The sequence below is a fragment of the Nitrosopumilus cobalaminigenes genome (assembly GCF_013407145.1).
Taxonomy (GTDB): domain Archaea; phylum Thermoproteota; class Nitrososphaeria; order Nitrososphaerales; family Nitrosopumilaceae; genus Nitrosopumilus; species Nitrosopumilus cobalaminigenes.
Genome location: NZ_CP026993.1, coordinates 1,423,778 through 1,448,113 on the forward strand (window position 1 = coordinate 1,423,778; position 24,336 = coordinate 1,448,113).

At 34.0% G+C, this 24,336-nt stretch carries 26 protein-coding genes and 1 tRNA gene; 3 read left to right on the forward strand and 24 right to left on the reverse strand.

Annotation, left to right across the window (positions count from 1 at the left end; genetic code table 11):
- Nucleotides 1–5: 5 nt before the first annotated feature.
- From C5F47_RS08775 to C5F47_RS08830, 12 genes are all read right to left on the reverse strand, one after another.
- The gene (locus C5F47_RS08775) at nucleotides 6–1,085 is read right to left on the reverse strand and encodes a zinc-binding dehydrogenase (protein ID WP_179360691.1); all 1,080 of its coding nucleotides are present in this window, start codon (nucleotides 1,083–1,085) and stop codon (nucleotides 6–8) included.
- 41 nt (nucleotides 1,086–1,126) lie between these two features.
- The gene (locus tag C5F47_RS08780; protein WP_179360692.1) at nucleotides 1,127–1,408 is read right to left on the reverse strand and encodes a DNA-binding protein; all 282 of its coding nucleotides are present in this window, start codon (nucleotides 1,406–1,408) and stop codon (nucleotides 1,127–1,129) included.
- 7 nt (nucleotides 1,409–1,415) lie between these two features.
- Nucleotides 1,416–1,868 (reverse strand): 30S ribosomal protein S19e, encoded by a 453-nt coding sequence (locus tag C5F47_RS08785; protein WP_179360693.1) that lies wholly within the window; start codon nucleotides 1,866–1,868, stop codon nucleotides 1,416–1,418.
- A 31-nt stretch (nucleotides 1,869–1,899) separates the two neighbouring features.
- Nucleotides 1,900–2,166 (reverse strand): ribonuclease P protein component 4, encoded by a 267-nt coding sequence (locus C5F47_RS08790; RefSeq protein ID WP_343045168.1) that lies wholly within the window; start codon nucleotides 2,164–2,166, stop codon nucleotides 1,900–1,902.
- An 87-nt stretch (nucleotides 2,167–2,253) separates the two neighbouring features.
- A tRNA-Gly gene (locus C5F47_RS08795) sits at nucleotides 2,254–2,327 on the reverse strand.
- A gap of 22 nt (nucleotides 2,328–2,349) precedes the next feature.
- Nucleotides 2,350–3,021, reverse strand: coding sequence for a ribosome biogenesis protein (locus tag C5F47_RS08800; RefSeq protein ID WP_179360694.1), 672 nt, complete (start codon nucleotides 3,019–3,021; stop codon nucleotides 2,350–2,352).
- 1 nt (nucleotide 3,022) lies between these two features.
- Nucleotides 3,023–4,141, reverse strand: a complete 1,119-nt coding sequence (locus C5F47_RS08805; protein WP_179360695.1) for an SRPBCC family protein — start codon at nucleotides 4,139–4,141, stop codon at nucleotides 3,023–3,025.
- A 46-nt stretch (nucleotides 4,142–4,187) separates the two neighbouring features.
- Nucleotides 4,188–6,839, reverse strand: coding sequence for an adenosylcobalamin-dependent ribonucleoside-diphosphate reductase (locus C5F47_RS08810; RefSeq protein ID WP_179360696.1), 2,652 nt, complete (start codon nucleotides 6,837–6,839; stop codon nucleotides 4,188–4,190).
- A gap of 232 nt (nucleotides 6,840–7,071) precedes the next feature.
- Nucleotides 7,072–9,240, reverse strand: coding sequence for an anaerobic ribonucleoside-triphosphate reductase (gene nrdD / locus C5F47_RS08815; protein WP_179360697.1), 2,169 nt, complete (start codon nucleotides 9,238–9,240; stop codon nucleotides 7,072–7,074).
- A 110-nt stretch (nucleotides 9,241–9,350) separates the two neighbouring features.
- Entirely contained in the window at nucleotides 9,351–9,512 is a 162-nt protein-coding gene (locus C5F47_RS08820) for a hypothetical protein (RefSeq protein WP_179360698.1), read from the reverse strand.
- 70 nt (nucleotides 9,513–9,582) lie between these two features.
- Complete coding sequence (locus tag C5F47_RS08825; protein WP_179360699.1) at nucleotides 9,583–9,948, reverse strand: Zn-ribbon domain-containing OB-fold protein; 366 nt, start codon at nucleotides 9,946–9,948, stop codon at nucleotides 9,583–9,585.
- A 1-nt stretch (nucleotide 9,949) separates the two neighbouring features.
- The gene (locus tag C5F47_RS08830) at nucleotides 9,950–11,113 is read right to left on the reverse strand and encodes a thiolase domain-containing protein (RefSeq protein ID WP_179360700.1); all 1,164 of its coding nucleotides are present in this window, start codon (nucleotides 11,111–11,113) and stop codon (nucleotides 9,950–9,952) included.
- Between the two features lie 47 nt (nucleotides 11,114–11,160).
- Between C5F47_RS08830 and C5F47_RS08835 the strand changes: the two genes are divergently transcribed.
- A complete protein-coding gene (locus tag C5F47_RS08835) occupies nucleotides 11,161–11,628 on the forward strand; it encodes a DNA topoisomerase (protein WP_179360701.1) in 468 nt (155 codons plus the stop codon).
- On the opposite strand, the gene C5F47_RS08840 is transcribed toward C5F47_RS08835, so the two are convergent.
- The 11 genes from C5F47_RS08840 to C5F47_RS08890 form a co-directional block, all read right to left on the reverse strand.
- Entirely contained in the window at nucleotides 11,612–12,418 is an 807-nt protein-coding gene (locus C5F47_RS08840) for a carbon-nitrogen hydrolase family protein (protein WP_179360702.1), read from the reverse strand. The two genes, C5F47_RS08835 and C5F47_RS08840, sit on opposite strands and share 17 nt — an antisense overlap.
- Nucleotides 12,419–12,585: 167 nt before the next feature.
- A complete protein-coding gene (locus C5F47_RS08845) occupies nucleotides 12,586–12,762 on the reverse strand; it encodes a tautomerase family protein (protein WP_048114848.1) in 177 nt (58 codons plus the stop codon).
- Between the two features lie 33 nt (nucleotides 12,763–12,795).
- Nucleotides 12,796–13,563: a rhomboid family intramembrane serine protease gene (locus tag C5F47_RS08850; RefSeq protein WP_179360703.1), complete on the reverse strand. Its 768-nt coding sequence runs from the start codon at nucleotides 13,561–13,563 to the stop codon at nucleotides 12,796–12,798.
- A 40-nt stretch (nucleotides 13,564–13,603) separates the two neighbouring features.
- Nucleotides 13,604–15,160, reverse strand: a complete 1,557-nt coding sequence (locus C5F47_RS08855; RefSeq protein ID WP_179360704.1) for a peptidase — start codon at nucleotides 15,158–15,160, stop codon at nucleotides 13,604–13,606.
- Between the two features lie 192 nt (nucleotides 15,161–15,352).
- Nucleotides 15,353–16,015, reverse strand: coding sequence for a CHRD domain-containing protein (locus C5F47_RS08860; protein ID WP_179360705.1), 663 nt, complete (start codon nucleotides 16,013–16,015; stop codon nucleotides 15,353–15,355).
- Between the two features lie 59 nt (nucleotides 16,016–16,074).
- Entirely contained in the window at nucleotides 16,075–17,346 is a 1,272-nt protein-coding gene (locus C5F47_RS08865) for a peptidase (RefSeq protein ID WP_246271097.1), read from the reverse strand.
- Nucleotides 17,300–17,800: a winged helix-turn-helix transcriptional regulator gene (locus tag C5F47_RS08870; protein WP_179360706.1), complete on the reverse strand. Its 501-nt coding sequence runs from the start codon at nucleotides 17,798–17,800 to the stop codon at nucleotides 17,300–17,302. Before C5F47_RS08870 ends, C5F47_RS08865 begins: the two co-directional genes overlap by 47 nt.
- Complete coding sequence (locus C5F47_RS08875) at nucleotides 17,793–18,185, reverse strand: hypothetical protein (RefSeq protein ID WP_179360707.1); 393 nt, start codon at nucleotides 18,183–18,185, stop codon at nucleotides 17,793–17,795. The genes C5F47_RS08870 and C5F47_RS08875 overlap by 8 nt, the downstream gene beginning before the upstream one ends.
- 63 nt (nucleotides 18,186–18,248) lie before the next feature.
- Nucleotides 18,249–19,850, reverse strand: a complete 1,602-nt coding sequence (locus C5F47_RS08880; RefSeq protein ID WP_179360708.1) for a peptidase — start codon at nucleotides 19,848–19,850, stop codon at nucleotides 18,249–18,251.
- Nucleotides 19,807–20,013 carry a hypothetical protein gene (locus C5F47_RS08885; RefSeq protein ID WP_179360709.1) on the reverse strand — a complete coding sequence of 69 codons (207 nt, stop codon included), beginning with the start codon at nucleotides 20,011–20,013 and terminating at the stop codon, nucleotides 19,807–19,809. Before C5F47_RS08885 ends, C5F47_RS08880 begins: the two co-directional genes overlap by 44 nt.
- Before the next feature lie 33 nt (nucleotides 20,014–20,046).
- A complete protein-coding gene (locus tag C5F47_RS08890; protein WP_179360710.1) occupies nucleotides 20,047–21,753 on the reverse strand; it encodes a peptidase in 1,707 nt (568 codons plus the stop codon).
- A 114-nt stretch (nucleotides 21,754–21,867) separates the two neighbouring features.
- On the opposite strand from C5F47_RS08890, the gene C5F47_RS08895 reads away from it, so the two are divergent.
- Together C5F47_RS08895 and C5F47_RS08900 are read left to right on the forward strand one after the other, a co-directional pair.
- The gene (locus C5F47_RS08895) at nucleotides 21,868–22,686 is read left to right on the forward strand and encodes a CFI-box-CTERM domain-containing protein (RefSeq protein ID WP_179360711.1); all 819 of its coding nucleotides are present in this window, start codon (nucleotides 21,868–21,870) and stop codon (nucleotides 22,684–22,686) included.
- A gap of 57 nt (nucleotides 22,687–22,743) precedes the next feature.
- Complete coding sequence (locus C5F47_RS08900) at nucleotides 22,744–23,625, forward strand: PEFG-CTERM sorting domain-containing protein (RefSeq protein ID WP_179360712.1); 882 nt, start codon at nucleotides 22,744–22,746, stop codon at nucleotides 23,623–23,625.
- A gap of 14 nt (nucleotides 23,626–23,639) precedes the next feature.
- Here the strand turns inward: C5F47_RS08900 and C5F47_RS08905 are convergent, their stop codons facing one another.
- Nucleotides 23,640–24,269, reverse strand: a complete 630-nt coding sequence (locus C5F47_RS08905; protein ID WP_425489566.1) for a hypothetical protein — start codon at nucleotides 24,267–24,269, stop codon at nucleotides 23,640–23,642.
- Nucleotides 24,270–24,336: the final 67 nt, after the last annotated feature.

Below are 24,336 nucleotides of genomic sequence, written 5' to 3' on the forward strand. Positions count from 1 at the left end.
AATGACTAAGCGCCTTCAGGCTTCATGATGATTTTACCGAACATACCTTTTCCGGTTAACATCTTTGTGTGAGCCTCTGCTGCTTGCTCAAATGTGTATGTAGAGTCAATTGCAGCTTTGATCTTGCCTTGGCCCATCCAATATAGACCTTGATCAAGTTCAGCTTTAGTTCCTTGTGTAGAACCCAAGACATTAATTCCTTTGAAGAATATGTGTCTAAGATCTATTTGTGCGTCATAACCTGTTGTAGCACCACATGAAACAAGAGATGCACCATACTTTAACAACTGTAATTGTTTGTTGAAGTGGGTTTGACCAATATGATCAAATGCAACATCAATTCCAGGTGCTTCACCTTTTGTTTTTGCAATTTCTTTTGAAATTTTAAAGACTTCTTTACTCCAACCGTCTTGTCTATGATCAACTGCATAATCAGCACCTAATTCTTTACATTTGTCTAGTTTGTCAGGACTTGCAGTTGCAATTACGTCACAGTTATACAACTTGGCAATTTGAATTCCAAAGCTTCCAACTCCAGAACCACCACCCATAATGAGTACTGTTTGACCTGGTTGAATTTTTGCTCTTCCTACCAGCATGTGCCAGGAAGTAAGAAGTGTCATGGATGCAGCTGCTGCATCATCATATGAAACTCCTTCAGGAATTTTTGAAACATTAACTTCTGGTAAATGGATTTGTTCAGAATATGCTCCCCATAGAGGTCCAGTTTGGAAACCCCAAACTTGTCTTTTGACACAATCAAATTCTCGTCCATCAGTACATGCTTTACAAACTCTGCATGAAAGATTTGAGTGAGATACAACTCTGTCTCCAACTTTGAAATTTGTTACATCTTCACCTACGGCGATTACATCTCCAGCTACATCAGAACCTGAAACGTGTGGAAGAGGAACTGCAACTGGTACTCCTCTCATTCCCCAAATATCGTTATAATTTAGGGCAGATGCTTTATTGGTAAAAATTACCTCATCTGATTTTGGTTTTGGTTCATCTATATCCTGGACTTTAAGGATCTTAGCATAATTATCATCTGGTGCATATTCATTGTATACAACTGCTTTCATGAGTTAACGGAAATTGTTTCTAAATTTAAATTTTTTCTGATTTATACTCGATTTATCTTAAAATCACGTTTTGGTTGCTGTGTAGAGAGCAAAATTTGCTTTAATTGATCGTCATTGATTTGTCCAGGTAACTTGCCTTGAGTTGCCATACCGATCAAATATTGTTCAACCATATCAGATAACTCAGGTTTTACCATTTTGATATTATTTAGTCTACTTCTAGCTTCAGGGGTTAGAACTTGTTTTAGAATTTGTTCTTTTTGAGCAGCTAATTCATGATTAGTGTTATCGATGGGTGGTTCGTTAGAATCCGGAAAATCCATTTTTAATCTAAGAATATACTTTCAATTGAGGATTCTCAACAATTAGTTCTTTAAGAATTTCTGTTGATAATCTATCGAGTTTTTGCATTCCTTGTTTAGAAACAATTCTACCTTTCTTCTCAACTTTTTCAAGATAACCAAGTTTTTCTAATCCTTGAATTGCATTTCTAATAATTGCACCACCAGCATCTTTGTGATGAGCAGCTCCATATCCTGATGGTTTACCACCACCATAATCATTTCTTAAAGCGTTAATTCCAATAGGGCCATTAAGGTAAATTTTTCTCAAAATTGATGCACATCTAGTATACCACCATTCTCTATCTTGTGGAGGCTTGTCTGCATGAGCTCCAGTTTTGACAAATGGGATCCATGATGGTGCAGGAATATCTTCATTCTTTAATGCGGAAGACAGTCTACCTATCAATACATCTGCTGGTACATCGTATACCTTTGCCATAGAGTCAAAAACTCGATAATCGTCTTATAAATCATTGAGATATAATTTTGCGATAAGTATGCCCACACAAGTTGCAAGTAATTCTGATCGACTTGACAGATGTTCTACCTAAACGAATTCGAGAATTTATTCCAGGCGCAATAAAAGATTTACATTTTTTGCAAAAAACCATTCTGAGATTATATGGCATTCGGATTTTGTGTCTGGTACTTATTCTTCTAGCAATGGATGCTTGTCTCTGAGAGAGTTCAGGATTTTTCCTTGCATTACAAATTGCATTTTCAATAAGGATTTCCATTCTCTCCATTGCAATTTTTTTTGCTCCAAGTTTCACAATAATATCAAAAACTACACCTAAAAATTGGTTCTCATAATAATTGAAAAATGCAGTCAGCGGGATTCGAACCCGCGTCACAGGGTTGGAAACCCCGAATACTAACCAGGCTATACTATGACTGCAATGAAATGCAAATTTTATTTCCTACATAAAAATGGTTTTTTCATACTCATAGAGCATTCTAGCAACTACAACATGTCCTTCAAATGATTCATTTCCAACAGAATAGAGATCTGTGATTTTGTTTTCAATTGAATCAGAAAAATGTCCCTTTTGGAATCCTCCAACTACGATACAAGTGTCATCATCAATCTCTTTGGCAATTTTTTCATATGTGCTAAGAGTGCCATTTGTTGAAAAACCAATTACTTTTGATGGGTTGATCTCCTCAATTAATTCTTGAAATGTCTTGTCTTTAATTTCTAACAGAACATCATTATCTTTTGTAGTAACTTTTTCTTCTTGATATAATTTTTCTATTACACCTTCAAATCTATGATATGATTTTGGAATGTGTACATTTTTGCCAAAAGAGATTACTCTACCATCAACTGTATGAACATAAAGTTTCATTTTATTTTTTAGATATAATGGAATAGTTGTAGCTTCTAATATTGAAAAATGTACAAGATCAGGCCTCCCTCTTTTCATTTCATTATCAATTCCTTTCATAGCTGCAAAATGCCATGAATTATCTAGTAAAATTTCTGATGGACTTTTTCCAAGTTTTCTTGCATGTGAGACAACTGATGGATGATGTCTTAATTCAGAAGGAATTAGTTCTAATGACGATTCAGATAAGATTAATGAAATCATTTTAGTTAATCATTTCAATTTGCTTCTTAAATTCATTCCAACTGGATTTTGGATCTCCATCATTATTTATCAAACCCGCACTGCAAATGTAATGACTTAATCTTTCAGCTACATGTTCACTACTTCCAAAACCAGAACCTCCTACTACTAGTTCATCATCACCAATTTTCGGTGCTTCTACTATACAGCTTCCTTCTGGCCTATCATATTGCCTATACCAAGTAAAAAATTCTATTTCAGATTCATTTTCTGTGTAAAATTCAAAGGATTTCTCCATAAATTCTGTCTGTGATAAATCACTTCCACCTACAAAGTCAGATGTACTCCAGCTAATTTCAAAAATTCCAACTTTCTTATCTCCTGCTAAATCAAAGATTTGTTGTAGTTCTTCTTTTGCTTGGTCTGGAGTTTTAACAATATCATTTAGAGTATCAACAGGAGAATATGAAAAGGCTACAAAATCACCAACAGATAACTCAGTTACAATATAACGCAAATTTTTATTCAAAACTTGATCGAGAGCAAATGCGTTTCCAATTTTTACATCAGGGTGTTTTTCTTTGATTTTATCATAAACTCCATTGAATAGTTCTTTGTATACTGGAATATTTTGCTCATAAAATCGGAATTGTGATTCTGTTTGACCTGCAAGGATTACAGTATCCACAATATCATATCTGGATAGTATTTCATCTAATACACTAACTACTCTATCCTCACCAATAGAATTGATGGATGGTTTTCCAATCCAAGTTGGGAAAGGTCCAAGTGTCTCACCATTAATTATAGAAAAGTACAAAGTAACTTTGAGATTGTTATTTTTGTTAAAGCTCATCAAGGCATCAGATTGACTCCAGTCAAATTCTCCTCGTTCAGGCTCTATTAGATTCCAAAAAAGATAGACATTACTTCTTCCAATTCCTGATTCAGATGCTTTTGAATATACATCATCTAATTCTTGTAGTGTTACTGATTGATTTGGTGAATTAATTACAAGACCAATTTTTTCATTTGTTTGTTGTGGTAAAACGATTTCAGAATTTGGAATGCTCAAAACTAAAATTGATATGCCAATAATTGACGCTATGCCTAGAATTAAGCCTAGATGTTTTTTCTCCATACAGGTTGGAAAATAAAAGAAAGTAAAAAAGTTGTGATTCTGTTATTTATCCAGAAGTACAACCACTGTATCCACATTCGATACAGGTACTACATCCTTCAACAAAGACAAGAGCATTTTTACATGTTGGACATAGTTTGTCCTCAGGAAGTTCTTCAATCTTTGGAGGTTCTAGTGTTATTTCTTCGTCATGAACCTTTAATGCAAGTGCAGCATTGACTTGAGATTTGATGTATGGATTTGTAATATTTTTAGTTACAAACTCAGTCATGAAATCACTTGGTGTAACCTCAAAGGTCTTTGTTGCATTCTCACTTGTCATATGAAGAACTTGTTTGTGTCTTGAACCATCACGATAAACAGTCATTCCTTTTAGACCAATTTCATGTGCTAACAAGTATGCAGATTTTACATCCTCTACTGTTACATCATATGGCATGTTGATTGTTTTTGCAATTGCATTGCCAATCCAATCTTGCCAAACACCTTGAGCCATCAAATGATCAGCCCAATGGATATCCATTGCGGTAACAAAGACATCTTGCATCCATTGTGGAATCTCGTCTATTCCTTTCAATGAGCCATAGTTATCTGCAATCTTTTCAAGAATTTCATCTGTGTAGAGACCTTCTTCTTTTAGGGCTTCTTCAAGAATTTTGTTTGTGTAGAAGAATCTTCCAACAGTAACTCTCTTCTCAAACACTAGAGCAAATGCAGGTTCCATTCCGTTTGAACAGTCTGCAATCATAGATAGGGTTCCAGTTGGGGCCACTGTGGTTGTTAAGACATTTCTAATACCATATTTCTGGATTTTTTCAATCAATGGATCCCATTCGTAAGAATGAGCATCTTTTGATTTCTCATAATATCCAGATACTGGAATCTTTCCTTCAGGGAATTCTGTCTTTGCACAGAGTGGGAATTCACCACGAGCGTTAGCAAGTGCGACACTTTCTTCCATAGAATAGTATGTTAGGGCTTCAGATAATTTTGATTGTAGTTCGTATCCTTCTTTAGAATTGTATGGGATTTTTAGTCTGTATAACAGATCAGCTACTCCCATTACACCTAATCCAATTCTTCTAGATTCTTTAGATGCAGTATTGATTTCTGGTACTGGATAATTATTTACATCGATGATGTTATCCAAGAATCTGGTTGTCTTTCGGATAATCTCTTCATATCCTTGCCAATCAAATTCATAAGAACCATCAGCTTGTCTTTTTGCAAGATTTACCAAGTTGATAGAACCCAAGTTGCATGATTCATATGGATAGAGACTTTGTTCACCACACGGATTTGTTGCTCTTAGTGGTGCTTTTCTTGCTTTTGCAAATACATTGTATTTGTTAATTTGATCAAAGAAGATCAAACCAGGTTCTGCACTCTTCCATGCAGATAATGCAATTAGATCAATTAGTTGGTGTGCATTGATTTCTTTAACTGGTTTTTTATCACGTGGACTACGTAAAACATAGTTACCATCAGTTGTGTTTACAAGTGCATGCCAAAAGTCTTCCCAGATTCCAACACTAATGTTGAAATTCTCTAAAACTCCTGCTTCTGTTTTGTTTGTGATGAATTTTTCTACATCAGGATGCCATGCTTCGATGATTCCCATGTTTGCACCACGTCTTTTACCACCTTGTTTTACAACTTCAGTGACAGTATTGATAATATTCATGAAAGATACTGGACCGGATGCAACACCAGATGTTGATGCTACAATGTCACCTTCTTCACGAAGATCAGAGTAGTTGATTCCAACCCCACCGCCAGATTTGAAGATTAATGCAGCATCAGAAGTGGATTTCATAATTTCCTCCATGCCGTCATTCATTCCAAGTACAAAGCATGCTGAAAGTTGTCCTAGTCTTCCACCTGCATTCATCATTGTTGGTGAATTTGGCAAAAAGTCTTGGGCAGTCATCATTGTAAAGTATTCAGTAATTTTGTCTGAATAACTTTCAAGTTTTTTTCCTGCTAGAAGTGTCAACAAATCTTTGAAACTTATTTTCATTTGACCTTTGTTGGCTAGGGTTACATAGTGGTTGATTAAAGCCCTAAAGTGCCATTTATTGAAGAAGTAATCTCCGACTTTGAATTTATAGTCAAAGGCATCTAATTTTTCAAGATAAGAGTTTGCTTGTTCAATGTCTTGTTTATGACTACCAGATTTGTCAAATATTTGTGAATCATATAGCATGTCACCAATACCGACTAAAATTGCAACTCTCTCAAACATTTGAGTTGGTGATTCAATAATTTCACTTTTTGAATTTCTGAATAGATATCTAGAGGCTAGAACTCTAAGACAATTCAAGTCAAATTTCTTTGAGACTGGATCTAGAGCCTTTAGATTTAAGACCTTCATTTTTTCGTCTCTTAGTTTTCTTCTCTCATGTCGGTAAACGATGTATGCTTTTGCAATATCGCTATTGCCACTATCGATTAAAGTTGACTCTACAATATCTTGAATATCTTCAACTGTAGGTGCTCTAGAACTAGTAAATCCTTGTTCTACTAACTTGTTAACTACATCTTCTGCTAGTTTGTCGGCAACGCCACGATCGGCTTTAGAGGTGGCTGCCAATGCCTGGTAAATGGCATTTGAAATTTTATCTTTATTGAAAGCCGTAACTACGCCACTGCGCTTACGGATCTCACTGATCGTATTTTCTATTTGTGAATTATCCATTATAATCTCCCCGACAAGGGTAGAATGAATAGAGGTATAAACTATTTGTCGGTTTTTCCTAAAACTTTGATTCAATAAAATTGACAACGCTCCAATTTGCATTGGATCGGGTTGAATACATTATGAAGTTCATATTTGTACAGCATTGATAGTAGTTAACAATGATCGCGAGATCTGAAACTGATCAAAATATTTTGAAAAATGATCGGAACTAGTTTTTCATTTACGATTTTCAGACAACGTATGGTGACTTACACTTTGGGCACTTGTCATCAAACTGCTCATCTTTGAAACCACACTCACCACAAATGGCTGTATGTCTTGTTGGTTTGAAAGCAGGTGTGAGTTCTGATGCTTTCTCAATTGATTTTTTGATATCCTCAACCTTTGCATCTTTGTCAATATCTAATGTTACAAGTAACCCACCATTGAGTAATTTTGAGAGCTTGTTACATTCGGAGATAGGCTCACTTTTGTTAGTATAATCAGAAACTTCTGAAGCATTGATGACAATTCCCTGAGAATAGAAATCAGCGTCCATTGAATTTAGAGATGAATTTTTACCATATTTTTCGCCATCCAGAGTAGCAAAACGGCCAGATCCTTCAGTTTCAGTCATAGAAATAGCCACTGTGTCGCCTAATTCTTTGCCTTTTTTGGCACCTACATCAACTGCAGTCTCAATGACTTTATGAAGTATATCTCGTCCTTCTTTGTTATCTTGGAAACCTAGAATATTGAAAACTGCTTCTTTGAGTCCAACCAAGTTTACAACGAGAGAAACAGAACTTCTTTGCATGTATTGAGTATTCTTTGCAAGAATTGGATTAAGACCTCTTCTTGTAAGATCAGAGATCTCTTTCTTTCTTAGTGCCATTGAAGCTAGTGCGGGTTTCATTAGTAATGCAAGTCTTGCTCTAAAGTAAGTTTCATCTTTGTTTGATTCAAATGCCAATCTTGGAAGATTGATTGAAACAGATTGTAAAGTGATCGAGAGAGGGCCTGATGCTTTAGTAGATCCATTTGTAATTCCATAACTTGATGTTTGACCTTTAGCAAACATTACTTTACCACCTATGGAGAGAATTTCTGCTACTGCTTGTGAAACATCAGATACTTTTCCTTTATCAGCATCAATGATTAATCCAATCTTTGGAATTGGTGTAATTGCAACATAATTTTTGTATGCATTAATAATTGAGTGAATGATTTTTGTATCAGTTCCCAATTGTAAACGAATTGAAACATTAGTGCTTGTTTTATTATATTTTGAAGTTGTTGATGCAGTTGCAAATGCATCTGTTAATTTTTGTTCAAGTTCTGGTAATGATTTTGAATGTTTAGTAAACAATGCAACAAAACCATCTAGTACAATTTCTTGTGAAGCCTCTTTTGATAGTAAAGCAATAACTACAGATAATGAACTTGTAATTTCATCAAGTTGTTTTGATGCAGGAATTCTTGATACATCAAGATATTTTCCACCAAGATCAACTCCATCTTCAATTAATTCTTTAATGTTTACAAATATTGTATCAGGAATCATTGACCATACACCAGGGTTAGAAATATGTAAATCTCCAGAGAGATGAGAATCTGCCACATCCTTTGGTAAAACGTTGGTAAGAAGATGTTCTGCAAAAACTTTTTGTCCAGTATTAAACAAGAGTCCCTCAGCACCATTATCTACATCATCTAAATTAGAAATCATTTCCTGAACATCATAAACAGGCAAGCCTAGGCGTGCAAGTTTGTTCCTGTATTCCTCATGACCGTGCTCAAGCAGAACAGAATTAACCATTTCACGGATTAATGCGCCTGTAAGATAGGTAGTTTGATATTTGTAAATTCTATTTTCAACTTCTTCAGTAATTTTCTGTGCTAATTCTAATGGAAGACTTCCTTCTCTAACTAATGATTGAATAATTTTATGCGAATTAAATTCTTCAATTGATTCAGATGATGTTCTGACATACATTTTTCCACTTTCAATAATTGATCTTTCTTCAATTTGTCTAGCTAAACTTAGAACAAGTTTTCCAAGATTTGTAATTGTATAACGTCTTTCTGATTTATTTAATGCAACAAGTGATTGTCTGAGTAATTTTCTCAAGTGGTATGCAAATTTGCCACTTTCTTTTTTTGATTTGAATCCAGCTAGAGATTTTAATTCTGAATAAGTTAATGGGCCTTTAGAATTTAAAATTCTCAAGATATCTATTCTGTTAGGACTTGCCATAACAGAGAAAATCATTCTCACACGTTTTGAGGTAGATTGTAAGATTCCACCTCGTTTTGGATCTGAATCATCGTCATCTAGATCTATATCGATTTCAGAATCATCATCTAGATCAGCATCTACATCAAGATCTAATTCTAAATCTTCTTCGGTTTGTTTCACTATTGTTCCTAAATTTAATGCAGTAAATAAGACTTGTGACTAGATTATTTGTGACAGTATTTGATCAGATTCTCTGAAAAGAGAAAAAGATCTTTAAGATGATCAATTATTTATTTTTCTTGAACATCAAGTGAAAACTCTGATGTTGAAAGTTTCTGTCCACATGATGGACATTTTCCATTTGTTGGATTAAGTACATCTTTTAGAGATTTTAACATCTTCATGTTCGTGATCTTTTCTCCACATTTACCACATGTAATTTCTACTGACATAGAATTGATCACATATCCAAAATAATTAAGAAAAGATTCTGATTTTTTTTAATAATTCAAGCAAATTATTTTACTGTTTTTCGATGAGAATTCCGCGTTCATCAAATCCAGCAATTTTTGCTTTAATTCCTACAGGGAGATCATCAGGGGTAGCAATATTTGGCATAAATCCTGAAATTCTCAAATCTGTATTATCTACTTTCATTACAACAAAGGCATATGGGGTGTATTTTTCAAAGCCTGCAGGAGCTACGGTAATTATTGTATAGGTGGCAACTGAGCCTACACCATCCAAAATAGTATCTTCAAATCCTTTGCTACCACATTTTAGACAATAATATGCTGTGGATAAATGAAGATATCCACATTCAGTACATTTGTGAGTCAGTAGTTTGCCTTCTTTGGCATATTCAATAAGTTGTTCTTCAATAGTCATGTTATACACTTTGGAATACGTGAACTGCGCAACTTGCACCTGTTGCACCAAAGTTATGAGTTAAACCAATTTTTGCATCTTTAACAGTTCTATCACCAGCTTTTCCAGTTAGTTGATCAAATACTTCTACTACTTGTCCAACACCTGTTGCACCAATTGGATGTCCTTTTGATTTGAGACCACCTGATGGATTAATAGAAATGTCAGAATTTAATTTTGTTCTACCTTCACGAACAGCTTGAATACCTTGTCCTTTGTCAAAGAATCCCAAGTCTTCAGTGTCAACTACTTCTGCAATTGTAAAACAATCATGTACTTCTGCAAAGTCAATATCTTTTGCAGTAATACCTGCCATCTTATATGCATCTGCTGCTGCAAGTTTTGTACTAGGAATTGTAGTCATGTGTTCTCGTCCTTGCAAAGCTGCAGGTGAACCACCTCTACCAGAACCAGTAACTTCAATGTAATCACCACCATGGGCTTTTGCAAACTTTTCAGAACAAAGGATAACAGAACTTGCACCATCAGAGAATGGACAGCAATCATAAAGTTTTAGTGGACTTGCAACTACTGCAGAGTTCATTACATCATCAACAGTAATTTTCTTTTGCATGTGTGCTTTAGGATTTAGAACTCCGTTATCATGATTCTTTACTGCAACTGCTGCAAAGTCTTCTTCAGTTGCATCAAACTCTGTCAAGTAAGCTCTTGCCATTGATGCAAACAAACCTGGAAATGATGCACCGGCTTGGCCTTCATAGAAAAAGTCAGAACAATATGCAAAGTAAGTTGTTGTCCATTCAGTTCCTGTGTGAGTTACTTTTTCAACACCAGTAACAACTAGACAATCATAAAATCCTGCTGCAACATTTGCATAGGCTTCTCTAAAAGATACAGAGCCACTTCCACAAGCAGACTCTATGGTTAATGATGGTTTATCTGGAATTCCTAATCGGCTCATCAAGACTGGACCAATATGGACTTGCTTATCAGCAACTCCAAAAACGTTTGAAATGTAAGATGCTTGGATGTCTTTTGGGGAAATTCCTGCACTTTCTATGGCTGCAACTGATGCCTGGGTGGTAATATCAGCTATACTTTCACTTAATTTTCCATATTTGGTGCTACCAGCGCCAAGAACACAAACCTTTTCCACAAATGTCACTGACCCATTTCCCTATAAAAATTGTTTTAGTAAATTCATCATAGAAAATGCCAAGAAGAAAATCAAGTCTCAAAACAGTTCAGATCAAAAAACCTGTAATGAGACATGTAGTCAAAACTACAAAGTCTAGAACTAGTATCTTCAAAAAAGAAATTATTCAGTATTTTGATAGTAATGGGTTTCTTTCTTGGTCATCAAAGGAAAAAAAATACATTATTCTTGGAACAAATTCTCCTAAAAATGGTCTAGTTCCATGTCCTGAATGTAAACTGGGAGAATTGATGGTGATCAGAAATAAAGCCACAAGAAAACGATTCATGGGTTGTTCAAACTATTATAGCGGATGCAAAGCATCATCACCACTATTACAAAGAGCAAGAATGAGGGCAACAAAAATGCCTTGCGAGGTTTGCAAATGGCCAATGATTATTTTCCGATACACTCGAAATCAAAAGTGGACTAAACAGTGTGGAAATTTTAATTGTGAAAGCAGAAAGACTAAGCCTTCAAAGTAGGATAAACATCGGTTCTTCTATTTTTTAGTAATGGTAAAATTTTTCTTGTTTGTTTTACTTTGTTTAAATCAATATTTACAAAACTGATTCCTTGTTTCTTTTTCATATCAAGTAAAATTTTTCCATATGGATCAACTACCAAGCTTCGCCCACAGTAAATATTTCCAACTTGATCTGGTGCAATAACATAACATCCATTTTCAATTGCACGTGTTTTGTTAATTGTAATCCAGTGTTCTTCTTTCATGTTTCCTTTTACCCAAGCTGATGGTGCTACTAGTACTTCAGAGCCTGCAGCTGCAAGTGATCTTGACATCTCTGGGAATCTTAAATCATAACAGATCATCATTCCAATTTTTCCAATCGATGTTTTGATTGGCTTTGAAATTTTTGAGCCTGATTTCATTTTATCTGATTCTCTAAATCCTAGTGCATCATAGAGATGTATTTTACGATAGGTAGAGATGACTTTGCCTGATTTGTCAATTACAAATGCAGTATCATATACTCTGTCTTTTGTTCTACTTTTCTCATAAAATGAACCTACAACTTGGATTTTATTTTCTTTTGCAGCTTTTGCAATAGTGCTAACAAATTTTCCATTAATTGTTTCAGATAAATTTGCTAATTGTTTTGAAGTTTGAGATGAATTTGTATAAAACATCATAAATTCTGGGAACGCACAAAGTGTTGCATTTTTTGTTGCTGCTTTTGAAATGTATGAAATAATTTTTTTTAAGTTAACTTCCTTGTTAGTTGATGCTTTGAATTGAATAACTGCAACTTTCATGAAAGTAATTAATCACATCACAATAAAAGGATAAACTATTGGTACAACTTAGAAATGTACCATTTTCTTCTTATGTAAATTTGTACTATACAATACAAACCGATCATAGTGTGTATGTCAACCCTGGACTGGAGGGATATTTTCCAGTCAAATATTTTTAAAAATAATTAAAGTTGGTTTCCTGCTAAAAACCAATTTTCTTTAGGATTGTCTTCAAAAACAACAATAACATGACTTTCTTTTGTTTTTAGAATTTCAACTGCTGATTTTGTGATTGCTTTTGCATATTCGTCTTTTTGTTCCTGAGTTCTACCAGGATACATTGACACTGTAATCAAAGGCATGTGAATTCCAAGTAGATTCAGAGATTTATTCTTTCAATAGTCTGGTCTGTAACCATATCTTGTACCATATGTATAGTCAGAACTGTGCATTTTTTTGTAAAGATAACCAGTTCCTAAACCAACTGCAAATCCACCAATATGTGCAAGATATGCTACACCTCCACCTGCAATTCCGAATCCTCCAATGAAGAATGGTAATAGATTTTGAAAGACTAACCAAAATGGTAAGAACCATCGAGCCTGAATATGCATCATTCTCCAAAAGAATCCAAGCATCATGAAAGTCTGAATTCTCGCCCTTGGGAAAATCATCAAGTATGCACCAAGAACTCCTGAAATTGCACCAGATGCTCCAACTGCAGGAATTGCACTAGAAGGATCTCCAAGTATGTGAATTAATCCTGCAGCTATCCCCCACATTAAATAAATTCCAAGATATTTTATTTTGCCAAACTTTTGTTCAATGTTATCACCAAATATCCACAAGAACCAAATATTTCCACCAAGATGAAGTAAACCACCATGCATGAAAGTAGATGTTAGTAAAGTGATTTCTGAAAATGCAGGACACTGCACTATTCCATTTCCTGTATCTACTCCACTGTATGTTCCTGTGACACAAGCGGGAACCGCTCCCCAATTGTAAAACATTGTAAACGCGTTTTGATTTGTAAAGTCAAAAAATTGTCCTGTATATGCTACCTCCATAAAAAATACTATAACATTTGCAATAATTAATGCAATCGTAACTTTTGGTTTGAATCCTGGAGGATGGGGATTCTCATCTCTTAATGGAAACATTAGATGACTTATTTGATTAAAATTTGTATAATAAGATTATTCAGTTTTCAATTTGTATTATTCCTTCTTTGATTAGAAATTGAATGCCTTGTACGAATGAATCATCATCTAGTGTACCTTCAGACCACCAGCCAGCATTATTTTTAATCCAAGATGGGATTTCAGATGACATAGATTCTAAATTTTGTGGTGTATTTGGAATTTGTATTATTCCTTCTTTGATTAGAAATTGAATGCCTTGTACGAATGAATCATCATCTAGTGTACCTTCAGACCACCAGCCAGCATTATTTTTAATCCAAGATGGAATGTTAGAGGATTCAGATTGAGCCTGATTTGATGAATCAATTACTATAATGAAATTACCTTTTGATAGCGAATTACCATTAATATTTGAAAAAACTAAATTTGCAGATCCTGATTGTTTATCATCAAAAATTATTTTGTAAGAGTTAGGATTTGCGGAATTTACATTGCCAATCAGATGTTTTGAATAAATTTCAGAATCTTTTTGCACTATTTTCAAATCATATTCAACAACTTTTTGTGCTTTATCTGAGAATAATTCTTCAAAACTTACAAAAAATGTTACTTCTTCTGATGTGTGAATAATTTCAGGTTCCCAAGATAGGAATACTTTGTATCTCAAATCTGGAGTTGTAAACTCTAGAGGAAATGTCACCTGTTGACTTGGTTTCAACTCAAAATTCATTATCGAATCAGAATCAGCAATAGCATTATTGTGAATTTCTTTGATTAATTTTTGATTCAAAACTATGTGAATTGTTCTATCCTCAAAGGAATAATCATCTATTGTTACTGCATCAGCAGGTAATTTAATGTCGTTCACTAGTGATGTGTATGTTGTAGAAAGAAAACCATCAAAAGTGTTGGGGATTCTAATTTCTTCATGTACAACACTTAGTTGTTCTAGATCTTGATTCCAATCAAATGGCATTGAAAATTTTATTGTGTTTGATTCAAATGAAAAGTTCTGAATCTGATCAAAATACGAAATCAATTGAATTGTTTGTTCATCATTTATGGTAAAAGAATTATTTTCAGCAAGACTAATTGCTCCTTCTAATTTTATTTCATCAGTTAACACGTTAGAATCAGAATCAATTGTAAGAATTTTTACCGTATAATCATATAATCCTCCAGAAGTAAAGACAGGTCCTCTAACTATTATAGGCTCAAAATCTCTATTCATCCAACCATCTGAAAGAGGTTCTTTATTTCCTTCAATTGTTATTTTATCAGAATCATCTGTTATCACTTTGATGTTAAGATATCCAAGTTCGTCATGAAAAATATCTTTAAAGATTTGTTTACCATCTTTTTTTAATTCAAACTCATATGTTACATGTTCAATTATTGCAAATGATTCAGAATGATACAGCTTTAATGAGATGTTTGATTCAGATTCATTTTCATCATAAATAGATGGAGAAATTCCAATGGATAGAGTTGCATCTTTATCTCCAATAGTTACAGGAGGAAGAACTTCCCCTCCCAATCCATGACCAAAAATGTCAGGAACTAAAGTAATTGAAAAAAATATGCAAAGTGTAATTGCAGTAAGTAGAATTTTCAAGTTTCTATTGCTATGAATATCTATTATTAAAATTTCATTGATTTAAAAAAATGAGATGAGAAACGGTACCAAAATGACTCCTTTGTTTCTCACCTAACTATGGCCTGTGTAATTTACTATTGTATAATAGATTAAAACAAAATTGGTACATTCGAAGAATGAAAAAATAAAAAGAAAAGAAAATTTTTAGGATTAGTGTTCTTCTTCTATTGGACTTTCAAGTAGACCTTTTTTATCTAATTTTTTACAGATTTTTTCGCCGTCACTTGTTGGTTCAATATCACCTTTGAGAACTCCAACACCACCAACACCATGAATCATAGTAAAGAGATCTCCTTCACATAGATTCTTTAGTTGGGAGGTTAAAGTTTCAGAATTATTGTGACCACCATAAGTTTGGTTTTCATCACCATCATCCCAAATTCCTTTAATGATTCCTTTAGTTGGTTTTACAACTAAATTATCATCATCTTCTCCAGGTGCTTTGTAGACGTTAAGAACATGTGCTCCATGATGTGATTCATGAAGATGCAATTTAGTAACATCGTCAGATACATCTGAAGTTGCTCCGCCACTAATATCCATATTTTCAATGGTTATTTTGTACTTTAATGCATCACCATCTTTATCCAGCCAAAATTTAGCTGTAGCAGTACCTTCAAAACCTTCAGGAGTAGAAGGAACTGTACTTAATGTAGCTGTAAAGCTTGGTTTTTTCTTGAAGTTGAGTTTCTTCTCATGATCATCATCATGATCTTTATCAGCTACTGCTTGTGGAAGATCTCCCATTGCAACAACAGATAAAGAAAGAATTGCAGCTAGTGAAAATACTAGCAAATTTGTTTTTGTTTGCATTAGAAACAATTTCTAGTTTTTTTATAAAACAGATATGGGTTATTCGACGAATGTACCTGTCATATTACAATAATTTTTCTTTTAACTAAATTTTCAATAATATTTAGATAATCATCATCTGAAATTTTTTCTTCATACCACCAACCTGTAGGATTTTTTACCCATGAAGGAATATTCCATTGTGATTCGTTAATTACATCTCTCTCAGGAACTGATACTATTTGTTTTTCAAAAAGAAAATCTAGTCCTTCAAGAAATTCTGAATCAGAAATTTGATTTGTTATCCACCAATTGGCATTAGTCTTAATCCATTGTGGAATCTTTGGCATTTCAGGAGGTAATCCTTTATCAAAACCTGAAATTTTGAGCGTACCTTGTGATGTAGGACCTACTTGAAAGGCAACATGCCAAAATCCCATCTCATCTATACTTTGAATGAATTCTATAGGTTCATCATTTAGAGTAACAGAGAATTTTTCATTTCCTGAAATTGGAGGAAATTCAAAATTAGCATATGTCTCTAACGGATAGCTGTTGTATCCTTTGATACTTAGTATAGTTCCTGTCTCATCAAACTTTGCAGCAGAATACCAAGCTCCTGAATCATATCTAAAGTCAAAGTCTCCATCATTTTTCTTTGCAGTTACAGGAATTACAGTAGTATCTACTGGTGCAAAGCAGCTATAGTAAAAGACATCTTCAGTAATTGCAGGATCAGGATACATTGAAAATGCCAGGATTTCTCCCGGTTCAATTTTTTCAATATATTCAATATTTTGTGTAATATCTAATACGTTCTCATATCCATGAACTACAGCATAAATTTTAGGATAAAAGATGGTCTGATCTCCTGTGTTTTGGATTCTTCCTGTAATGTGACCATCACTGTGTTTTACCAAAGTTTTGTCATATAGTATTTCAATGGGAATATCATGTGTAATTGCTTTTTGAAATATAATTTCAGGATTAACTAATACTGGAGTATTAGATAGTAATTCAGGGAACTTTATCTTAAATGGGATTTCTTTTCCAGGACCTAATGGAACATGATTAATAATTTTTGAAATCGTTTTAGAATCATCAATAACAGAAACTGTGATTGTAGGAACAATTCCAAAATCATTTGTGTTTTTTACATTTCCAACAACAGTATAGATTCCATTAGAATCAAAATATCCTAGGTATTCATGTAATGGAACATAGACATCAGCAAATGCTAATTGAGGAACTAGCAATATTGCAACTAACAATCCCAAAAATAATGGGATTTTTGAGGCTAAAACTCTAGAACGAATTGATGATATCTTCGAATCCAGATGTTGGTTTTTCAAGTAAGCTTGGTCTGTAATCTTCAATTAATTTATCTATTAGATCTCTTGCCTTAATATGATATCTCTTTTTTAGGTCAACAAGTTTTATTTCTACTAATCCGTCTTCTACAATTTGTGACAAGTATAATGAAACAGTTGATGGTGATTTTTTAACTTCTTTAACTAGTTGTGAAAATTCTAATCCATCATTTTCAACTAGTGCAAGTAACAAATCACGTGGAGTTTGTTTTCTCAAAGCTTTGATAACAATTGATTCGGCTTCAGTAATTTGAGGTGGGTAAAATCTTGATTGACGTGGTCCACGAGTTACTTTGATAATGCCACTTTTTTCTAATTTTCCTAAATAATGACTTAGTACTCCATTTTTTAATCCAGATGAACGCATAATCTCACGGAATTGAATGCCAGGATTTTGTTCAATTATTTGTTGTAATTGTGTATCTCTATCAGTCATTTCTAAACACTCCTAATGCCAATAAGCCTAATGTAATAAATGTCAATAAATGTCCAATTTCTGGAAGAGTCATATCTCCAATATCAAAGACAGATGGCCAAGTTGCATCAACAAGTAACACTACTTCTGCTGCAATGAAATTTGCAAAAGCAGTTGCACTTAGTAAAAGTCGTTTTGTTCTTAATCTATAATATGCAAAAGTTGCAAGTACTGAAATAAACACTGCAAGTGTAATTCCACCCACATGCAAAAAGATGTGAGCTAAATGATAGCCATGTAAAAGATGAGGAATGATAATTGGTAATGCAAGAATTGCTACTACACCAGTAACTACAATTGAGAATAATGCGGATTTTCTTTCAACTATTCTTTCAGGCCTAAACAAAGTGATCAAAATTACGGTTTTAGAGATTTAAAGCGACTGGTTCATTGATCGAATAAGAATCGATCAAACACGAAGAATTCCAGCCTTTATCATAAATTCCAATCCTTGAACAAATGTCTTATCATCGATTTGTCCATCAGCCCACCAGGAAGCATTATTTCTAATCCAAGAAGGAATTTCTTTTGACGTCGAAGTTTCTTGTTGAGTTTGTGGAATTGAAATTATTTTGTTTTTGATCATGTATTCGATACCTTGAATGAATGTATTATCATCGATTTGTTCTTCTGACCACCATGCTGCATTGTTTCTAATCCAATTAGGCAAGATAATCTCTTCATTTATCGATATTCTGTCAATTACAATTGGAATTGTTGTCTTTGCAAGACTGTTGTTATCCAAGTTTCTAAAATTTAGATTTACAATGCCTGATACATCTTCAGGCATAAAGAATTCTGCAATGTTATGTTCATCTTTTGAGTCAGTACTAACACCGCTTTGTTCAAAAATTATTCTATCATCCTGAGTTACTGAAAATTCATAATTTGTTGCAACCGGTTTATTTTTTAAGAAAATATCAGTTACATCAAAAAGGATTTTTGTATTTGAATTTGATTTTAAATTTTCTGGTTCCCAAGATACAAGAATTCTAAACTGTCCATTTTCAGTTACAGAACTTAGATGAGGATAATCACGATTTGGTGTTATAACAAAATCCATTCCATTTTGATTTGATTTGCTATCAAAAATATTCTGTAATTCTTTTTGATATATTATAAAATGAACAATTCTACCATCAGCAAAAAAGTCATCAATGTTTACAATATCTTCAGATAATTCTACTCCATTAACATGCATTGTAAATCCAGATACTAGTAAATCTCCAAATGTTTTGGGAATCACTAGTTCTTCATGAACAACTGATGTTTGATTGATGTTGGATTGAGTCCAATCAAAAGGCATGAAAAAGCTAATTTCTTTTGAATTTGAATCATAATTGAAATTTGATATTTCATCATAGTAGGTAATTACATGAATATTTTGTTCACCAAAGTTTGGATCAACAAAATCATGTCTAGAGGTTTGGGCAATAGAAATCCCTGCATTGAAAACTAGAGGTTCATCTAATTTTTGTGAATATCCATCTGCAGTTAATACACTCACATCTAGCTTGTATAGGCCGCCTTCACTAAGTTTAGGACCTTTAACGTGCACCATTCTGCTTTCTAATCCCAATAATGAACCAAATAATCCACCTCCATTTTCTTCTTCGAGAATAATTGAATCAGTTTCTTCAGATACAAAATTAAAAACTATGAATCCATTATCGGCTTTGAATTCTTGCTCAAAAAGAAATTGTTCTCCGCGTTCTGATTTTATTTGAAATGTAACATCTCGTAGAGTTATTTTGGAATTAAAATCAATTAATGAAATAGAGATTTGTTGATCATCACTTGCTTCAGGATCACTTTTTGATGATGAAACCTCTAAAGTTACTAGTTTCCCATTTAGATCTACAGGAGGAAAAGTTTCACTACCCACACCGTGACCATATGCATTATCAAATCCTATAACAAATACAAATGAAAATATTAAAACTGCAAATAATGAAAAATTTTTCAATCTAAGTCCACTTGTCTGGATTTTTCTTTCTAATTTCTTTTCCATCAACTGTAACTTGATCTTCTTCTTCAAAAACTGTATGCCATCTACCATTGTCTGGGAAAATTTTATTCATTTCTTTAACTTTGTCATTTGTTGGTGCTTTGTTCATCAAAGCTCCCCATCTCATGTTAGGAACTTTTGGCATGATGTCGTTGATATCTTTCATTATAGTATCACTTAACAGAATTTATTTAAAAACCTATGATTGTACTCGCATAATTCCTTCTTTAATCAAGAATTGAATTCCTTGAATGAATGAATCATCATCTATTTGTCCTGCTGCCCACCACTCTGCATTGTTTTTAATCCAGGCGGGAATATCATTTGAACCAGAACTAGTTCCTTGTGAAGTTGGAGGAATTTTTAGAACATCTTCTTTAATCAAATATTGAATGCCTTGAACAAATGAATCATCATCTATTTGTCCTGCTGCCCACCACTCTGCATTGTTTTTAATCCAGCCTGGAATTGATGCTTTTTCTGGAACAGGAGTAGTTGTTGTAGAACCAGGGCCAATCTCAACTATTGCAGACCCAATACCGGCATAAGTTGGATCATAATCAAATCCTGTTCCATAAACTAGAATATCAACTCGAATTTGACCTGCAGATGGAACATAGATTTTTTGCACATCTAATCCTTCAATAGATACAATTCCTGGATTAGCTGAATCAACACCATCATTTCGGGCTATTTCATTTTCATTCTCATCTAAAACAACATAAGCATATCTTACATCTTTGATTAGTTCTCTATTATCATCAAAGAAAGTAAATTCAAAAGGAATTTCTTGATTGGCCCCATATTTTCCATCCCATGCTATATTGACTGTAGTTGGGACTTGTTCATAGTTTGTAGTGTCCACAAGGTAAAATTCAGTAGAGCTTTTTGATGCTTCATCTAATGGAACTAATTTCAAATCCATTTTCAGATTTCCATGATTTGATGGACCAAGAGTCTCGTTGATTCTTTCTAATTCATTTTTAGTAATTAAGAAATGAACGATGTTAGTGTCTTCTGATGAATATGGATCATTTAGTAATGCCCTTTGATCAATTTCAACACCATTAACATATCCTTTGAATTGTTTTCCATCGGCATATGGGACAAATGTTTTTGGAACTCTAACTTCCTCATGTACTACCTGAACCAATCTAACATAGTCAGGATCCCAATCAAATGGCATGTCAAATGATATTGAATTATCGGATTTATCAAAAGCGAAATTATCTACATCATCATAATATGTTTTGATTACAACTGGGATTTCTTCTGCATTAGCGGTTTGAAAAGAAAAGTGTTGAACTTGGGCGACACTAACAAATGTTTCATAACTTAGTAAATTAGCTACAATTGATTTGGGACTAGTAGCAGCCTCAATGTCAACTCTGATCGTGTACAACCCGCCTTTAACAAATATTGGACCTGTGATTGATGGTCTTGCACAAATATCTAAATTATCATCAGTACAATCTGCCCCTTGTACAAATAAAGCACCAGGTGCACTGACATGTTGGGAACCACCATATGTTGAGCACTCATGAAGGTTAATTTCATTACAATCAGCTTTTGGTTTAATTTTGACATCTAATCTTCCATCCATATCATAAAACAAATTTCTAGCCAAAAGTTCACCACTTTGCCAAACCTCTACTCTATATGTCACCTTATCAAGATTTTCATCAGTTAATGTATCAAAGAAACGAACTTGCATGTTAGCAGAATCAATGTCACCTACAGTAATATCAGATGGACTCAATTGGGTACTAACAGTTACTTCCATACCACCAAATGATATTGGTTCAGCTTGATCTCCTCCAAGCCCATGTCCAAATGCATCAGGTAGAATAGTTGCAATTGAGAAAATACCAATTATTGAAACGAATAATGCAATCTTAGTATACAATACAAAAATTGTGTTAATTCCATATTTAAAGCTGGTACAGCATTCCTACGCGTGGCAATTTTTTTAATTAGAAAACAGAGTACAACTTTTATTTCCGATTTTTAAAGTCAGAGTATGAAATTTCTACTTGCAGTATTATTCATTCCGTTATTGATTATTCCTGCATTTGCTGAATCACAGACTTTACCTACAGAAAAAGGAACACTAGATGTAAAATTAACCTACGATACTATAGAACCAAATGTTCAAACAAAAATTAATATCGATTTTCTAAATCCTCAAACTCAAAAAGTTCAAGAACATATTGACTATACAATTGCTGTTTCAAAAGATGGTGAAAGAGTATTTGGACCAATTCCACTAACTCATACATCAGTAGGTTCTGTAAAAATTCCAATTGAATTCAATCTTGGAGAAGGAATGTATACAATGGACTTTGAAGTTGAAGGAATTTTGTTTCAACCAATTCCAACTGAAACAGTATCATTTGATATTATAGTAGGCGATGCTCATGCTCAACCAGTACCTAACAATGATGTTCCACCTGTTGAGGAAAATGGTGGTTGTCTAATAGCTACTGCAGCATATGGTTCAGAAATGGCACCACAAGTTCAACAACTAAGAGAACTTAGAGATAACACTGTTTTATCAACAGAGTCAGGAACTGCTTTCATGAGTGGATTTAATCAATTCTATTATTCATTTTCACCAAGTGTAGCTGACTTTGAAAGAGAAAATCCAATTTTCAAAGAAATTGTCAAAGCTGGATTAACTCCAATGTTGTCATCATTATCTTTACTTAATCACGTTGAGATTGATTCAGAGCAAGAAATGTTAGGATATGGTATCTCTCTAATTATCCTAAATATTGGAATGTATGTAGGAATTCCTGTATTTGGAATTCTAAAATTGTACCAATTTAGAAAAAACTAGTTTTATTTCTGGGAATTCCAGTGAAGTTTTTATGTATCCCACCAAGTAATTCCTTTAATGAAGACTAAAGCAATTAGCTCTTTCTTCGTACTATTTGCTATTGCATCTGTCATTGCTATATCAGCACCAGATGCTTTTGCAGATCATTCAGAAGTCACAGTCGAAGCTGCCCAGGGTTCTGGCGCACCAGGTTGTGAAGAAACCGCAGAGGGATGTTACATCCCAAGCACTGCAACAGTTGATGTTGGTGGAGTTGTTATCTTTTCAAATCCAGATAGCGCAGCACACACTTTCACATCAGGAGATCCAACAATGCCTGAAACAGTTCAGGTTCTATTCGATTCCGGTCTTGTAATGGCAGGAAGTACATACGAATGGTCTCCAACTGAAACAGGAGAGGTTGATTATTTCTGTATGGTTCATCCTTGGATGCAAGGAGTGATCATTGTACAAGAAGTAGGAGCTGCTGAAGAAGACGATCATGGTGACGATCATGGTGATGAAATGATGATGCCAACAGGTGCTGCATCAGCAACAGGAATGTTGTCTGACGGTACTAAGGTTTCAGTTTGGACTACAGCACCAACAAAAGGTGAGATGTTAGAAATCAGTGTTCAATTTGAAGGTGCAGAACATGTTAATCACGATATGAAAGTTACACAAAATGGTAATACAGTATTAGATGATAAAGCTGCACACCATCACGATGGAAAAGGAGTTCATATGACAAAAGCTCTTGGTTCATCAGATCCAGTAAATATCACAATCACTTTCCAGGGTTATGGAGTAGATAATCCAAAAACTGGACCAATTGGTGAAAAAGTAGTATTCTCAAACGTTGTCCCAGAATTTGGTACAATTGCAATGATGATACTAGCTGTAGCAATCATAAGCATCGTAGCAGTTACTGCAAAATCTAGAGTCGTTCCAAGATTTTAGGAATTCCTCTTTTTCTATTTTCTTTTTACTAAAGCAATTATCGCTAAGATTATGGCTGCTGCTGCAATTGATAATCCAAATATTGCAAAGTCATAAGTTTGACCACCATCAGATGGAACTTTAGTTTCTCCAGAATTTAGTTTCGAAACATCTTGTTGTAATGATGAAATTGCATTCTTTAGTGCTGCAATGTCAGTATCACCTCCACTACTTGAAGGTGGGAAATCTAAGACTGCAGTAGGCTCAACATCTTCAACAGGTATTTTCACATCTACAGATACGCCCCTAATTTCACCTTTGAATTCTACTAGATAGCTTCCAGTTTTAGTTGGAATGATTGGTGAATAGTAGTATCCAGGTCTTGGATCAGAATTAATATCAATTTTTTTGGAAGCACCTCCATACATTACTGTGGCATCAGTACTTTTGAAAACACTAGTCACACCACTACGAGTTCCTTCTGTTTCTCCAGCCTCAGTAATTTTGAAAACTAGATCATTTCGTATTCCTACAACAGGCGGTTCAATTCCCCATCCTGCTTCAATTTCATATGGACCAACTTCAACAGTTGTATGTGCAAATGAGGGTGCAATCATGCCTATTGAAAACAATAATGCAATAAAGCCGAAAACTGCTATCTTCACGACCATCAATGACAATTCATCAGTTATTATCTTTATGTAAATTGGTACAAATTTAGAAAAATGTAAA